Origin of the sequence: Streptomyces sp. NPDC047117 (assembly GCF_040643545.1) — a bacterium.
Lineage (GTDB): Bacteria > Actinomycetota > Actinomycetes > Streptomycetales > Streptomycetaceae > Streptomyces.
In genome coordinates this window covers 18212-33060 of record NZ_JBEYUN010000037.1, presented here as the reverse complement: position 1 = coordinate 33060, position 14849 = coordinate 18212, and the positions used below count along the sequence as shown (strand labels likewise).

General features: G+C 72.1%; 14 protein-coding genes. 4 read left to right on the top strand and 10 right to left on the bottom strand.

Annotated elements, in window-relative coordinates:
- Nucleotides 1-113 precede the first annotated feature (113 nt).
- Entirely contained in the window at nt 114-548 is a 435-nt protein-coding gene (locus ABZ840_RS37050) for a ribonuclease domain-containing protein (RefSeq protein ID WP_361568274.1), read from the bottom strand.
- Nucleotides 549-719: 171 nt separating this feature from the next.
- On the opposite strand from ABZ840_RS37050, the gene ABZ840_RS37045 reads away from it, so the two are divergent.
- Nucleotides 720-1349: an XRE family transcriptional regulator gene (locus ABZ840_RS37045; protein WP_361568272.1), complete on the top strand. Its 630-nt coding sequence runs from the start codon at nt 720-722 to the stop codon at nt 1347-1349.
- A 41-nt stretch (nt 1350-1390) separates the two neighbouring features.
- The gene (locus tag ABZ840_RS37040; protein WP_361568269.1) at nt 1391-1561 is read left to right on the top strand and encodes a DUF6126 family protein; all 171 of its coding nucleotides are present in this window, start codon (nt 1391-1393) and stop codon (nt 1559-1561) included.
- 9 nt (nt 1562-1570) lie between these two features.
- Here the strand turns inward: ABZ840_RS37040 and ABZ840_RS37035 are convergent, their stop codons facing one another.
- From ABZ840_RS37035 to ABZ840_RS37005, 7 genes are all read right to left on the bottom strand, one after another.
- Complete coding sequence (locus tag ABZ840_RS37035; RefSeq protein ID WP_361568267.1) at nt 1571-2782, bottom strand: acyltransferase; 1212 nt, start codon at nt 2780-2782, stop codon at nt 1571-1573.
- Nucleotides 2779-5157: a glycosyltransferase gene (locus ABZ840_RS37030; RefSeq protein ID WP_361568264.1), complete on the bottom strand. Its 2379-nt coding sequence runs from the start codon at nt 5155-5157 to the stop codon at nt 2779-2781. Before ABZ840_RS37030 ends, ABZ840_RS37035 begins: the two co-directional genes overlap by 4 nt.
- A gap of 355 nt (nt 5158-5512) precedes the next feature.
- Complete coding sequence (locus ABZ840_RS37025) at nt 5513-6676, bottom strand: aminotransferase class I/II-fold pyridoxal phosphate-dependent enzyme (protein ID WP_361568261.1); 1164 nt, start codon at nt 6674-6676, stop codon at nt 5513-5515.
- 4 nt (nt 6677-6680) lie between these two features.
- Nucleotides 6681-7421 carry an alanyl-tRNA editing protein gene (locus tag ABZ840_RS37020; RefSeq protein WP_361568258.1) on the bottom strand — a complete coding sequence of 247 codons (741 nt, stop codon included), beginning with the start codon at nt 7419-7421 and terminating at the stop codon, nt 6681-6683.
- Nucleotides 7418-8386 carry a pyridoxal-phosphate dependent enzyme gene (locus ABZ840_RS37015; protein ID WP_361568255.1) on the bottom strand — a complete coding sequence of 323 codons (969 nt, stop codon included), beginning with the start codon at nt 8384-8386 and terminating at the stop codon, nt 7418-7420. Before ABZ840_RS37015 ends, ABZ840_RS37020 begins: the two co-directional genes overlap by 4 nt.
- Nucleotides 8383-9393 carry a DMT family transporter gene (locus ABZ840_RS37010; RefSeq protein ID WP_361568253.1) on the bottom strand — a complete coding sequence of 337 codons (1011 nt, stop codon included), beginning with the start codon at nt 9391-9393 and terminating at the stop codon, nt 8383-8385. The genes ABZ840_RS37015 and ABZ840_RS37010 overlap by 4 nt, the downstream gene beginning before the upstream one ends.
- Nucleotides 9390-10187, bottom strand: a complete 798-nt coding sequence (locus tag ABZ840_RS37005) for a hypothetical protein (protein WP_361568250.1) — start codon at nt 10185-10187, stop codon at nt 9390-9392. The genes ABZ840_RS37010 and ABZ840_RS37005 overlap by 4 nt, the downstream gene beginning before the upstream one ends.
- A 339-nt stretch (nt 10188-10526) precedes the next feature.
- Here ABZ840_RS37005 and ABZ840_RS37000 point away from each other — a divergent pair, with 339 nt between their 5' ends.
- Both ABZ840_RS37000 and ABZ840_RS36995 read left to right on the top strand, forming a co-directional pair.
- Complete coding sequence (locus ABZ840_RS37000; protein WP_361568248.1) at nt 10527-11516, top strand: LysR family transcriptional regulator; 990 nt, start codon at nt 10527-10529, stop codon at nt 11514-11516.
- 124 nt (nt 11517-11640) lie between these two features.
- Nucleotides 11641-12300 (top strand): transcriptional regulator, encoded by a 660-nt coding sequence (locus ABZ840_RS36995; protein WP_361568246.1) that lies wholly within the window; start codon nt 11641-11643, stop codon nt 12298-12300.
- A gap of 22 nt (nt 12301-12322) precedes the next feature.
- Here ABZ840_RS36995 and ABZ840_RS36990 read toward each other — a convergent pair whose 3' ends face one another.
- Both ABZ840_RS36990 and allB read right to left on the bottom strand, forming a co-directional pair.
- Nucleotides 12323-13249, bottom strand: coding sequence for a hypothetical protein (locus ABZ840_RS36990; protein ID WP_361568243.1), 927 nt, complete (start codon nt 13247-13249; stop codon nt 12323-12325).
- 150 nt (nt 13250-13399) lie between these two features.
- Nucleotides 13400-14734 (bottom strand): allantoinase AllB, encoded by a 1335-nt coding sequence (gene allB / locus ABZ840_RS36985; RefSeq protein WP_361568241.1) that lies wholly within the window; start codon nt 14732-14734, stop codon nt 13400-13402.
- Nucleotides 14735-14849 lie beyond the last annotated feature (115 nt).

Below are 14849 nucleotides of genomic sequence, written 5' to 3'. Positions count from 1 at the left end.
CGGCTCACCGCCTTCAGGCCGTCGGCTATCAGGCGTACGACGTGGGTGACGTTGTGACCGTCGTCCTTCAAGGGATGTTCGCCGCCCCGGCCGCCGCACTGTTCCCCGGCCGCTCAGCAGCCGCGGTCCACCAGGTCGAAGCTCTCGTAGTGGTCGGCGGTGTAGTAGTCCTCGTCGGTCTTCTCGCCGGTGACGATGCGGCGGGCGCCGCGGTCCGGGGAGCCCGGGGTCTCGACGGTGTACTCGTGGTAGTAGCCGCTGGGCTGCTGCGGCAGGACGCCCTCCCGGTTGGAGAAGACGCCGTCGTCCTGCGGATAGGGGTAGGGGCCGCCCTTTTCGATGAGATCCAGCGTCTCGTGGGCCTCGGCGGGCAGCTTGGAGTAGCAGATGTCGCCGACGGCGGCCGCGTGCACGGGCGCGGCGTGCACCACAGCCGCGGCGGGGGCGGCGGTGGGCGTGGCGGCGACGGCGGCGGGGCCCGCGAGGAACAGGGCCGAGGCGAGGGCGCCGAGCGCGCCGATCCGGGTGATCCGTAGGGGGATTCTCATGCCGTACAGCATGACGCGCGTAGACATGCCCCTGTCAATGCAAGTGCCGGAAGTTTCCCGGGAGTTCACAGCAGCGGGACGAACAGCGCAGGTGACGGTCGGGGGCCGGGGCGTTTTTGCCTCTGAGGCAAATCTTTTGCCCCTCGGGCCAGGTCTGGCTATACCAGAGACATGACCGAACCTCTGGACGGCCACGCGTCCGGCAGCCCCGCCGAGGAGCTGCCCGCCGTCGCGCCTCGCCTGCGTGACCTGCGACGACGTGCCGGCCTCACGCTGGAGACCGCGGCCGGGCGGGTCGGTCTGTCCCCCGCGCACCTCTCGCGCCTGGAGACCGGGCGCCGGCAGCCGTCGCTGCCGATGCTGCTCTCCCTGGCGCGGACGTACGCCACCACGGTATCCGACCTGCTCGGCGAGGCGGCACCGGAGCGCGAGCCGGTGTTCCGGGGCGCCGAGGCCGCGTCCTCGGAGGCCGGCGGCTGGACGTACTGGCCGATGGGCGGCGCCGGGCGGGCCATGCAGGCGCTGCGCGTGTTCGTCCCCCCGCACGACGGCCAGGCCGGTCTGGTGCGGGTGCATCCCGGCGAGGAGTGGCTGTACGTCCTCAAGGGGCGGCTGCGGCTGGCCCTGGGCGAGACGGTGCAGCTCCTGGACCCGGGCGACGCGGCACACTTCGACTCGCTCACCCCGCACCGCATCGCCGCGGCCTCCCCCGGCGGCACGGAGCTCCTCTTCGTCCACACCCTCATGCAGAGCGGCACGGCCGGGCTGTGCCTGGGCGACGGTGCCCGCCGCGGGCTGTGACCCGCTCCCCGGCCTTGCCGATCCCAGGAAGGACCACCCTCGTGACCGAGCAGCCCGCCGCCCCGCCGGCGTCCGCCGGGGCCCGTAAGAACGATGTCGAGGACCGGGCCCCGCGCGGACTGACCGTACGCGTCTTCCTCTACGTCGTCGGCACGCACGTCCTCCTGGCGTTCCTGAGCTTCATCGTGGTCATGCTCAGGTCCGCCACCTGAGGCGGCGCGCTACCGGGTCACCACCCCCGCGTAGAAGTCCCGCTGCCGCCCGTTCCCGTCCCTGAGCCGGTACAGCAGGCTCGACGGGTACTCCACGACCCAGTAGCTCGCCGTCGCGAACGGCACCGCCACCAGCAGGACGACCGCCACCGCCGCCCAGAAGCCGCCCGGCCGGCCGGGCAGCAGGCCCCACTGGAACAGCTGCAGCATGACCGGCTCGTGCCAGATGAAGAGGCTGTAGCTGACCAGGCCGAGGTGGGTGAGCCAGCGGGCCCGCAGCAGCCCGTGCCAGCGCACCGTGCCGCGTACGTGCAGGACACCGAAGAGCAGCGCGACCCACAGCAGCGAGGCGAGCGGGTGGTAGAAGGTGAACGTGGCGTTCTCCGGCCGGGAGTCCCAGGACAGCCAGTAGACCCCTGCCACCGCCAGGACGGCCAGTGCCGTCGCCGGTACGGGCCGCAGCCGGGCCCGCCCGCCGAGCGCGACCATCAGCACGGCGAGGCCCATGCCGGCCGCGAAGCCCCCGAAGCGGGCCTGCGGGCCGAAGTACACCGTCCAGTCGGTGTGCGGGACGCCGTAGCCGTACCGCGCGACGGTCACCCACACCACCGGCAGCACGAACAGCAGCAGACAGCCGCCCGCGCACACCGCGATGCGCGCGCCGCGGCGGTGCAGCGGGCGGCAGGCCCGTACGGCGAGCGGCCCCAGCACGACGAGCACGAGGTAGAAAGCGACCTCCAGGGAGAGCGACCAGGCCGGGCCGAGCGTGTAGAAGATCTGCTCGCGGTCGAAGACATGGGTGAAGGTGAGGTGCTCCACCAGGTCCCGCCAGTTGCCGGCCAGTTGCGGGTTCCGGGCCGACCAGACGACCAGCACCGCCAGGAAGTACAGCGGCACGATGCGCACCGCGCGCCGGAAGAGGAACAGCCGACCGGGACGGGTCGAGCCGCCGTCGATGGCGGCCCGCGCGTACGAGAGCGTGAGCAGGTAAGCGGAGACCACGAAGAAGAAGTCGATGACTTCGAGGGAGAGCAGCGAGGCGAGGTACGGGCTGTCCACCGGCGGGTGGGAGCCGCCCCCGTCGTACACGTGGTACTGCTGCCAGACGTGGAAGACGACCGTGCTCAGCGCGGCGATGCCGCGGAAGCCCTGGAGTTCCTTCGCCTTGCTCCGGGCGGCGGCCGACTCCTCGCTGCGCGCACCGGTTGCGGTGGCCGTCACGGGCGCTCACCCGCCGCCACGGCCGGCGCGGCGGCCGTCACCGCGCGCGGGGTGACCCGCCAGCGCCGGTCCCCCAGCGCCTCCTTCATGCAGGCCTGCCGTGCGAGCGTGTTCTTGAAGTGCGTGTAGAAGAACGTCGAGAGGAGCGCGTAGCTCCAGAACCAGCCGCGGCGGCGGCGCAGTTCGGGGGCGGCGAGCCGCCAGGCGAACGCGGCCTGCACCAGCCCCGCCGAGAGCGTGACGACCATCGCCAGCAGGCACACCGGCACGGTCCAGTCCAGCCCGGCCGGGCCGCCGGCCTTCCACACGGAGTACAGCAGGATGGGCCACATCTGGAGCGTCAGCCAGGGCTGCACCTCGCGCCAGCCCAGCAGGACCAGCAGCCCGGCCTTCTGCCGGGGCGTGAAAGCGGGCGACCGCAGGCTGCGCCACAGGTGGGTGAGGGAGACCTGGAGCCAGCCCTGAGCCCAGCGCGAGCGCTGGTTCCACAGCGGCCTGAGCATGGTCGGCGCGAGCTCGCGGGAGATCAGGGTGCGGTCGACGGTGAAGCGGGCGCCCTCGCCCAGCGCGCGCATCGTGGAGTCGATGTCCTCGGTGAGCATCGAGCCGTGCATGCGGGTGCGCGCGAGCAGGTCGGTGCGCCAGAAGCCGTTGGAGCCGCCGAAGACGCCGAAGCCGTACAGCCGGGTGCGGCCGGGGTGGCTGACCGCGTAGATCGCCTCGAACTCCACGGCGACCAGCTTCGCCACCCAGGAGCTGTCGCCGTTGCGGACCACGCAGTGTCCCTGGACCACGTCGTAGCCGTGCGAGAGCCAGTGCCAGGCGTGCTGGAAGGCGTTCCGGGCCGGGTGGTGGTCCGCGTCGAAGATCCCGACGATGTCACCGCGCACCCGGGTCACCGCCGCGTTGACGTTCTGCGCCTTGGAGGTGGAGCCCGCGACGGGCAGCAGCACCAGCCGGGGGTCGCGCGCGGCCATCTCGCGCAGGGTGTCCTCGATCGGCAGCGGGTGCGGCGTGTTGTACGCGAGCACCACTTCGAAGTCGTTCGGGTAGTCCAGCCGGAGGAAGGACTCCACGGTGTCGACGATGGTGGCCGCCTCGTTGGGGAGGTACGCGGCGATGACCGCGCTGGCGGGCGGGTACGGCTCGGCGGGCTCCGCCGGGCGGCGCGGCGCGTCCAGCGAGAACAGGCACTCCACGATGATCAGCGCGGCGGAGACCAGCAGCCCGGCCACCACCACCCAGTACATCACCGAGCCCACGTCCCAGCCCCAGCCGTGGGCCTGCTGGTAGACGAGGAACGGCAGGCCCACGCCCAGCGGCAGGACGATCAGCGAGGAGAGGGCCGTCAGCCGGGCGCGCAGGGCGGCGCCGAAGGGATTGCGGCGGCGGTGCGAGGCGCGCATCCAGGGCGCGTACGCCACCGGGCGCAGATCCCGGTGGCTGGTGGACTCGGCGACCGCCGCGAGCGCCTTCTCCACGGCCTCGTCGGGCCCGGTGCAGTCGGCGAGCGGGACGAAGCCGATGGCCGGGGTGAGCCGGACGTTCTCGTCGGCGACGACGAAGCGGGTGGAGGCGACGGCGTGCGCGAACTTCTCCAGGCCGCGCCGGGCGGTCTCCTCGTCCACGCCGGGCAGCAGCATCAGCAGGTGCCCCGCCTCGTCCCAGCCGAACCGGTCGCAGGTGCTGCCGAGCCGCTCGGCGACGCCCGCCAGCCGCTCGGCGACCTCCCGGCGGACGCGGTGGCCCAACCGGTGCTCCAGCGCGCTCATTTCGGCGACGGCGACCATCGCCATGACCCCCGAGGGACCGGCGCGCCGCCCCGTACCCGGGCGCTGCAACTCCCGCTCCAGCTCGTCCAGGAAGTGCCGGTGGGAGTAGAGCCCGGTACGCGGGTCCAGCAGCAGCTGCTCGACCGGCACGGGGACGCGGTGCAGCTTCGCCTCGATACGGGCGGCGAGTTCGACCGGGTCGGAGGCGTCGAGGACGCAGTCGTCGGCCCCGTTCCGCAGCAGGTCGGCGACCTCGGCGGGGGCGGGGCCCGCGGTGACCATGACGAGCGGCAGCGCGCGGCCCGCGGGCGCCGCGCGGACTTCGCGGATCACCTCCAGCCCGCTCCGCTCGTCGTTCAGGGCGACCACGGCGTCCGGCGTGGCCTGCCGGACCTGCGTGCTCACCATGCCGGGCGGCACCTGCCGCACGTCGTGGCCGGTGGCCCGCAGGGTGCGGGTGAGCCGGTCGAGCCGGGGTCCGGGCATGCCGACGGCGAGGACCCGGCCAGCGCCGGTCCCCGCCGCGGCCGGGGGTGGGCCGAGTTGCCCGGCCGAGGAGTCGGCGGGCAGACCGGCAGGGTGGTCGGGGTGCGATATGAGCACCGTGGTGGTTCCTTCCTTGCGTGAGGGCGCGCGAAGAACCGGGCCGGGCCGCGACAGTGGCGGCCCGTACCCGGGCAGAGGGTGGTTGCTCAGCCGGTGTGACCGGTTCTTCGGCGGGACGCACGCGGGCCGGCGCGGTGGGCACCGGCGCGGGAAGGGCGTTCCAGCGGAATACGCATCTGTGTGGTCCCATCCTGTTCGGATCGTGGGGGGAGGACCGGTTGTCCGAGTGGTGCGTGGTGTGCACCGACGCCCGCCGTGGGGACGGCCGTCGGCTTCACCAGCCTCACTCGCCACTGTGACACCACACCTACGGACGCGTAACGCGCTGATTAAGGCCCCGTTGGCCGGGCCTTCACAGTGCGGCGCGGATCCGGGCGAACGCCTCGTCCAGGACCGCCGGATGGGCGGCGGCGTTGATCCTGAAGCAGTGCGCGAACCGCTCCCCGCCGAACACACTGCCCGGCAGTACGTGCACGGAGGCGGCGCGCAGCGCCTCGGCGAACCGCTCGGCCTCGCCCGCGCGGGGGAACTCCGCCCAGACCAGGTACGTGGCCTCGGGCATCAACACATCGACTGCCAGCGGGAGTTCGTGCAGTGCGCTGCGGACCTGCGCGACACGCGCGGCGAGTTCGGCACGGAGGCCCGTCAGCCACGGCACTCCGTGCTCGTAGCAGGCGACCGTGGCGATGGAGCCGAAGCTCCCGGGGCGGCCGAGCAGGCCCTGCGGTATCCCCGTGAGGGTTTCCGCGGTGCGTTCCGAGGCGTAGAGCGTGGCGCTCTTCAGCCCTGCCACGTTGAACGCCTTGGAGGCGGAGGTGAATCCGAAGGCCCGCGCCCGGTCGATGCCGGCGTCCGCGTACGCGGAGGGCGGCCGGTGGTCCAGGCCGAGCGGGAGGTGCACCTCGTTGGCGAGGAGCAGCAGGTCGTGCCGGAGCACGAGCGACACCGCCGCCGCCTGCTCGTCCCCGGTCCAGGCCCGTCCCACGGGGTTGTGGGGCTGGCACAGTATCCAGGCGCGGGCGCCGCCGGCGGCCGCCGCTTCGAGGGCCGCCCAGTCGTGCCGGTAGCCGTCGGGGTCGCGCGCCAGCGGGACGGCCAGCGGGGTGAGGCCGGCCTCCCGTACGACGGTGAACAGGTCGCCGTAGACGGGTGTTTCGACGATGACCGGGGAGCCGGGCGGCAGCTCCAGTCCCATCACAGTACGCAGGCCGGCCAGCACGTCCGTGGTGCAGCGGGCGGCCGCCACCGCGGCACCGTGGTGCCCCCGCAGATAGCGGCGGCAGGCCGCCTCCTGCTCCGCGCAGAGCCCGTAGCCCGTCTCCCCCAGCGCGACCGCCCGGGCCAGCGCGTCCCGCAGGAAGGGGGGAGTGGCGGTGTCCATCTCGGCCACGCCCAGGCACAGCCGGTCCGGCTCGTCCCCGACCCGCCACTTCAAGGTACGTCTGCCCCGCAGCACTGCGGGGTCGGATATGAAGGGCGACCCGTCCTGCGCCGCCCCGGCCCCCGTTGTCGTCACGGTGTCACTCGCTCCCGGCACGGTCGAGGTCGATGTAGAGGCGGGTGCCGTGGCGGCCCTTGGTGCGGCGGCGCACCCGGACGGCGCCCTGGATCTCCTTGGGGTGGTGCACGTGGGTGCCGCCGCAGGGGATGACGATGTCCCCCGAGCGCCAGACGAACACGTCGTGGGTGTCCGGCAGCGGGGTGACGGTGGCCTCCGGGGAGGTGGCCAGCAACTCCCGTACGCGGGCCTCGATGACGGCCGTCGCCTCGCCGGGGATGGCGGAGTTGAAGTCGAAGCGGGCGGAGTCGTCGCTGATGTGGCAGCCGCGGGTGGAGCGGGTCTCGCCCTGCGCCTCCAGGTACTCGCCGGTGGCGTGGAAGAGGAAGTGGGCCAGGGTGTGCATCTGCATGTTGCGGAAGCGCCGGTCCCAGTCGATCTCCATCGTGACCTCGTCGCCGGCGCTGAGCGTGCACGGCTCGGCGAACTCGTGGCAGAAGACGGACTCGACGGTGGCGACCTCCCCGTTGGGGAGCTGGAAGGGCCGGCCGCCCGCCTTCTGCACGTCCACCACCCGCGCGCCGTCGACGGTGCCCTGGTCGGCCACCTGTCCGCCGGACTCGGCGTAGAAGAGGGAGCGGTCGAGGACGGCGTAGTGGCCGCTGACCGACAGGACGGTCGCGGTGGCCGTGGTCGCGTACGGGTCGTCGTGGTAGAGCTGCTGCGTGGGCGGACAGGAGCTCCACAGGGCGGCTTGGATCACTTGTTGCTCCCGTGGTTCAAAAGGGTCATTCCGTAGAGTTCGCCGCGGTCGGCGAAGAAGGTGAGGATCTCCCCGTCGGCGTCGGGCCCCAGGTCGGCGGCGAGCCGGCGGGCGCCCTCGAAGCAGACGCCGGACGAGCCGCCGACGCTGATCCCGCGCGTGACGAGTTCGCGTACGGCCCGGCAGGCCTCGTCGTCGCTGACGCGGTGGACGCCGGCCACCCGTCTTCGGGCGGCGTCGATGACCGCGGGTATGCGGTTCTGGTTGCCCGTACCGCGCAGGATGGTGGGTCCGGGCTCGCCGCCGAAGGTGATCGAGCCGACCCGGTCGGCGACGTACGAGGGGATGCCCTTGTCGCTGAGCATCCGCGACAGCGCGGAGAAGTGCCCGCCGCTGCCCACGCAGAAGATGCCGGCGGTGATCCGGGAGAAGTCCAGGGTGGCGGCCAGGTGGGGCACCACCCAGCGGGTGTAGACCTCCGGGTTGAGCGGACTGTCGTTCTGGTTGGTCCAGTAGAACTCCGGGTGTTCGGCGCGCAGCGCCTGGAGGAGGTCGTCCCGGGCCTGCTGGAAGCCGAGCACCGGGTGCGGCGCCTCGACGAGGTGCAGGGTGGCCCCGGCCAGCTCGGTCTTCACCCGGGTGACGTCGGGGATGCCGGGGTCGGACACCAGGTGGACGGGGTGGCCCAGGAGCCGTCCCGCGACGGCCAGGCCGAGGCCCAGCGAGCCGGAGGTGGACTCGATGACCGGCTGGCCCTCGGCCAACAGGCCGCGCTCCCGTGCCAGGAGCAGCAGGCCGAGCCCGAGGATGGACTTGAAGCTGGTCTCGGTGGTCGGGCTGCCGTGTATGGCGCGCAGCCGTAACCGGCCCGCCAGCACCCCGCAGTCGATCGTGGTGAGCCGGCCCAGCTCCTCGATGACCTCGTACGGGTCTCTTCGCAGGGCGAGGGGGTTGGCGGTGTTCACTTCGAGCCCTCCAGGAGGTTCTTCGCCCAGTAGATGGAGATCAGCAGGAGGACGATCCCGCCGATCTGGACCAGGCTCAGACGCTGATCGAACAGGAAGAATCCGTAGACGGCGGCGGCGACGGGCTGCAGGAGCACGAAGAGCGCGGCCAGTTGCAGCGGCAGGAACTTCACCGCGTGCGCCATGAGGGTCTGGCCGAACACCTGCGAGGTGATCGCCAGGCCGATGAGGAGCAGCCATCCCTGCGCGCTGGTGGGCCAGATCTGCTCGCCGAGGAAGCCCGCGACGGCGAAGCACGCCACCGCGCAGACCAGGCTGAGGGTGGCCATGATGCGGGTGGCCTCGTGGCGGTCGCGCAGGCCCTTGGCCACCACCAGGAACAGGGCGTAGAACACCGCCGTGGCCAGCGCGAGGAGGTCGCCGCGCAGATGCGTGGGGTCCAGGCCGGTGCCGAGGATGACCAGGACGTACAGGCCGCCGAGGGCGAGGATTGCGGGGAGGACGAGCTTCCAGGGCAGCCGGTCGCCCCAGAGGAAGAAGGCGAGCGGCGCGATGATGAACGGCACCAGGTTGGCCAGGAGGTTCGCCTCCGCCAGCGAGGTGTAGAGGAAGGATATGTTCCACAGGCACAGGTCGCCCGCGAGGAACAGCCCGCCCAGCGCGATGAGCGCCCGGTCCCGGCCGGTCATGCGGGTGCCCCGCCGGGCGCCCGCGGCCTTCTCCCCCGCCGCCGCACGCGCCTCCGGCGAACGGCGCGCCATGGCCACGGAGACCGCGAGCAGCATCGGCGTGGCGAACAGCGAGCGGTACGCGCCGGTGGCGACGGGGCCGACCTCGCTGACCCTGACGAACACCCCGCCCAGGGCCAGGCAGCACACGGCGATCAGGACCATGCCCTGGTAGCGGGCCCGGCCGCCCTTCCGTGAAGTGGGGGGCGCGCCGGGCGCGGGGCGGCCGGTCTCGACCGTCTGCCGGTCGTGGTCGGGGGTGGTGGTCGCGCCACTCATGGACGCCTCGCCTCCTTGAGGGTGAACGTGGAACCGGTGTAGCCACGGGCGTCCAGCGCGGCGCGGCATCCCGCGATCCGCTCGTCGTGGTCGGACTGGTACCGGGAGAAGATCAGGCCGGCCAGCGTGCCGCTGTGCGCGACACAGATGCCGTGCGCGCCGAAGTCCCGCTGGAGTGCGGTCAGATCGCTCAGCGACTTCTTGGGCAGCCGGTCGTTGTGCAGCTCCGCGCTGCGGGTGGCGATCCGCGCGGCCGCCGGTCCGTCGTCCGCGCGCAGCGCCGCGTCCAGCTCGTCGAAGAGCTGCGCGTAGACCTCGGCCTTGCCCGGGTCCTCGGGGACTTCGCGGTGGAAGTCCTCGGTGTGCACGTAACCGCCCTCGTCCACGCCGACGATGGTCCAGCGCAGGTCGGTGTGGTACGCGGTGATCAGCCGCTGGGAGCGTTGGGCGCACGCGGCTATGCCGGGGTGCAACAGGTAGTCGCCGTACTCCAGTCGGCGCGCCACCGACAGCGCGAGCGCGTGCGCGGCGGCCTCCGGGATGTCGGGGCAGGCCTCGGACACGCACAGGAGCGCGCTGGCCAGTATGTCGCTGGTGGAGCTGGCGTGCCCTTTCGCCACCGGGATATTGGAGTCGATCTCCAGAACACCGCCGTGGCCGCGCTGCCGAAGATCGGCGAGGAGCGAGGTATAGGCATGCAGTGCCTTGACCCGGTCGGCGGGTCTGACGGTGAGCGGAGCCGCCTCGGATCGATTTTCCTGTCTGATGCGGGCCTGGCAGCGGAGTTCTTCCACCGGGGCCGTGAAAAGGAAATGTTCGTATCCGGCCGCTCCGCGCGTATAGCCCTGAAGCAATTCCCCGAAGGTGCCATGGACTGTACGAGCAATCTTGGTCCGCATGGCAGGAAGTTGTACTCGAAAGGCGGGCGCCACGGCAATCCAACAATTGCTTTGCAGAGCCAGAAAGAACCCTTTGAGGTCCCTGAATGTCGCATATATACGGATTATTATGACCGGTGTTGATGTAGTGTGCCCGTTTTTGCGCCGGGCACCCCGCTCACCGCCCCGCCGAGCGGAGGGCGGCAATCCGCACCCGACCTTGCCCTACCAGGCTCAACTCCCTACTGTGCGCCTATGCTTGAGCCACGCCAACTCCGCGTCCTGCGCGCCGTCGCACAGACCGGATCGTTCGCGGCGGCCGCGCGCGCTCTGGACTGCACCCAGCCGGCCGTGCGCCGGCAGATAGCGGCACTGGAGAATTCCGCACGGACGCCGCTCGTCGTACGCAATCCGAACACCGGCCACCCCGGGAATACCGGAAGAGGAATCCGGCTCACCGAGGCCGGAGAAATCCTGAACGGCTATGCCGGACGCATTCTGACCCGGCTGCACGCCGCCGAGGAGGAGATGGCGTACATCAAGGGCGCACGCCTCGGCCGGGTCCGGCTCGTGTCCTTCCTCAGCGGCATGTCGGCGCTGGTGCCGACGGCGCTGGCGGGGCTGCGCGCCGGCCACCCGGACACCGACGTGACCTTCGCCGAGGCCGCGCCGCCACGCGCCGTGGAGATGCTGCGCGGCGGCGACTGCGACATCGCGCTCGCCTTCCGATACCCGAAGCTCGCCGGGGCCGACCGGGGCGCCGACGACTGGGCCGGCCTGGTCACCCGCCTCCTGCTCACCGACCGGCTGCTCGTCGCCGTCCCTCCGGGACACCGCCTCGCCGAGGCCGCGGACACCGGGGAGATCAGCCTCGCGGAGCTGGCCGACGAGGCATGGATAGCGGGCTGCACGCAGTGCCACAGCCACCTCGCGGACCTCTGCGCGGCCGAGGGCTTCGCCCCGCGCATCGACATGGTGACCGACGACCACCTCACCGCGATCGCCCTGGTCCGCGCGGGGCTTGGCGTGGCCGTCCTCCCGGAGATCGCCCTCACGGCAGAGACCGGCGACGTCCGGCTGCTCCGGCTCGAACCGGCGGTGCACCGAGAGATCGTCGCGCTGACGCTGCCGGAGTACGAAGCGCTGCCGGCCGTACGGGCCCTGCTCGCGCAACTGACCACCGCCGCCGGTGCGCAGGCCGCCGGCCTCCCGACGCTGTCCACCGCTCCGCAGCCGGGCCGCTGATCCGGCCGGGACCCCACCCGCGCGGGTGGCCGGTCCGTGTCTCCGCCCCTCCGGCGGGCGCCGGCGCCACACTGGAGGGGACCACGCGGGGCGCCGCCCCGCCCGCCGTCCGAGGAGGCCGCCCATGGCCGGTTCCGCGTCCGACGTCCTCGACTCCGCCGTACGGGACCTGACCCCCGGGCCCGGCGCCAACACCCTCGTCCCGGCCATCGCCGCGGGCGAGGCCCCGCGCGAGGTCTTCGCCACGCTCGCCCTGGAACAGCACCACGTCATCACCTCGGACCGGCGCAGCTTCCGCCATCTCGCGGGGCGGTCCGCGGCCGAGCCGCCGGTCGCCGCGTTCTTCACCTTCCTCGCCGACGGCGAGCGCGTCGCGCTGGAGCACGTCCGCACCCTCGCGACCGCCTGCGGCCTGACGGAGCGGGAGATTGCGGAGTACGAGCCGCGGCCCGGCTGCCAGGCGTACCCGGCGTACGCGGCCTGGCTCGCCCTCGGCGCCGAACCGGCCGACGCGGTACTGGCCTTCGCCGCCAACTTCACCGCCTGGGGCGGCTACTGCCGCGCCGTCGGCCAGGCCATGCGCCACCGCTACGGCTTCACCGACGAGGCCTGCGCCTTCTTCGACTTCTTCGCCGCCCCCGCCCCCGAACTCACCGACCGCACCCTGACCGCCCTCCAGCACGCCCTGGACGCCTCCACCCTGGACCACCCCCACGCCCTCCGCTACGGCCGCCTCCTCCAGGCCTACGAACTCATGTTCTGGGAGGGACTGCGGGAGGGGTGAGTGTCGCCGGGCGAGCCGCTCCTCACGCCAGCCAGTGCCTGCCGTAGAGCGTCCTGGCCTCACCGATGTTCTCGGCGACGTTCCGTGCCACGTCCTCCGGCCGGGGGCTGTACGCATGCCCGCCCCCGGACCACAGCAGCAGCACGAGGGCGTAGGTGGCGAGGAAGAGGTAGTGCGGGTGGGTGTAGGTCTTCAGGCTGGCCGCGCTGCTGTAGAACGGCGAGAAGGATTCACCGTGGTACCGCTCGTTCCTGGCGGTGTAGAGCAGACCGCCGAGGAGTATCCGCAGCCGGGCCGTGGCACTCAGCCGCACCTCCTCCGTCCCGATGCGCAGCAGTTCGCCGGCCAGCGCGCGGCGCAGGAGCATCGCGCCCCGGCGGGCGGCGGCCGGCTCCTCGCCCTGTGCCGCCCCGCCCTCCATGAGATCCAGAAGTCTCTCGATCGCGGTGCCGTCCGCGCCGCCCGCCAACCGCAGTCCAACGCCCCTGCCCTTCGCGGCCCTCCGTTCCCGGACGATCCTCTTGAAGAGGTATTCGCACGTCTGGCTGGGCAGCGCGGCGACCACGGTCTCGAACGTCCCGGCGTCCAGGGCCACATGGTCGCTCACGTACCGCAGCGAGTCCGTGATGTTGCGGGGCTTGCCCGTCCGGGCCACCACGGTCAGGCCGACGGTCGACTCCCACACCTTCCACACCGAATCGAAGGCGAGGTCGGGCCGGGCGGGCAGTGCGTCGTACGCCTCCAGCAGATAGGAGATCTGCGTGTGGTACCAGACATCGTCCGAGTGGGCGAGGGCGAGCGGGACGAAGAGCCGGGAGCCGGTGCGGGCGACCCGCTCCCTGAACTGCTGCTCGATGGGGAGGGTGCGGCGCTCCGCCAGCACTCCCGTACGGCTCCACTCCTCGATGATGTGCAGTCTCTCGCGCCGGTGATGCGTCCTGTCGCCCATTGACCGTCCCCCCGTGACCGTTTTCCGACCGCTTCGCGGAGTTCATCATGCGTCATGACGGCACGACACGGACGGGACAAGGAAGAAGAGCCGTTCCCCCCGTGCGGGGAACGGCTCTTCACTGCGGTATGCCCTGCGACCGGGTGTGCCCTACGGCCGTACGAGCAGTTCGCCCGCCGGGGCCGTCAGGTCGCCGGCGTCGTTGATCTTCTGGCCGCGGAGCCAGGTGGAGCGGACCACGCCGTGCAGGGTCTTGCCGGCGTAGGCCGTGATCTTGTTGCGGTGCTGGAGGTGGGCCGGGTCGACCGTGAAGGTCGCCTCCGGGTCGACGACCGCGAAGTCGGCGTCGCGGCCTGGGGCGATGGCGCCCTTGCGGTCCAGGCCGACCAGTGCTGCGGGGGCCGCCGCCATCCAGCGGACCACGTCCTCCAGGGAGTGGCCGCGGGCGCGCGCCGCCGTCCAGATCGCCGGCAGGCCGAGCTGGAGGGAGGAGATGCCGCCCCAGGCGTTGCCGAAGTCCGGGGTCTTCAGGTCGGTGGTGGACGGCGAGTGGTCGGAGACGATGCAGTCGATCGTGCCGTCGGCCAGCCCCTGCCACAGCGCGTCCTGGTTCGCGGACTCACGGATCGGCGGGCAGCACTTGAACTCCGTCGCGCCGTCCGGGATCTCCTCGGCGGTCAGGGTGAGGAAGTGCGGGCAGGTCTCGACCGTGACCTTGACGCCCTCCGCCTTGGCGGCCGCGATCAGCGGCAGCGCGTCGGAGGAGGAGAGGTGCAGGACGTGGACGCGCGCGTCGAGCCGCTTGGCCAGCGCGATCAGTCCGGCGATCGCCTCGTCCTCGGAGACGCGGGGGCGGGAGGCGAGGAAGTCGGCGTACTTCGGACCGCTGACCGGCGGCGCGCTCTCCAGGTGGCCCGGGTCCTCCGCGTGCACGATCAGCAGACCGTCGAAGCCGGCGATCTCCCCCAGCGCGGCGGCCAGCTGCTCCTGGTCCAGCTGCGGGAACTCGTCCACGCCGGAGGGCGAGAGGAAGCACTTGAAGCCGAAGACGCCGGCGTCGTACAGCGGCCGCAGGTCCTTGACGTTGCCGGGGATGGCACCGCCCCAGAAGCCGACGTCGATGTGTGCCTTGGACCGGGCGACCTCGCGCTTGATGTCGAGGTTCTCGGCCGTGGTGGTCGGCGGGAGGCTGTTGAGCGGCATGTCCACGAGCGTGGTGATGCCGCCGGCCGCGGCGGCGCGGGTGGCGGTCCAGAAGCCCTCCCACTCCGTACGGCCGGGGTCGTTGACGTGCACGTGGGTGTCGACGAGGCCGGGGAGGAGGACGTCGTCGCCGAAGTCCTCGACCCGCGCCCCGGCGGGGGCCTCGGCGTCGTGCGGCAGCACCTCGACGATACGGCCGTCCTTGACGGCGACGGACGCGGCCCGCGTCCCCTCAGGTGTGATGACTCGCGTGGAGCGCAGCACCAGCTCTGCGTCGGACACCCGTTCCCCTTCCTTGTTGCGTCACACCCGCAGCGCGCTTCCGCACTACGGAATTCAACTTTCTGTTGAAGAGTTTTCATGTCGGGCAGCGGCCCGTCAAGACCCCTCTTCCCGG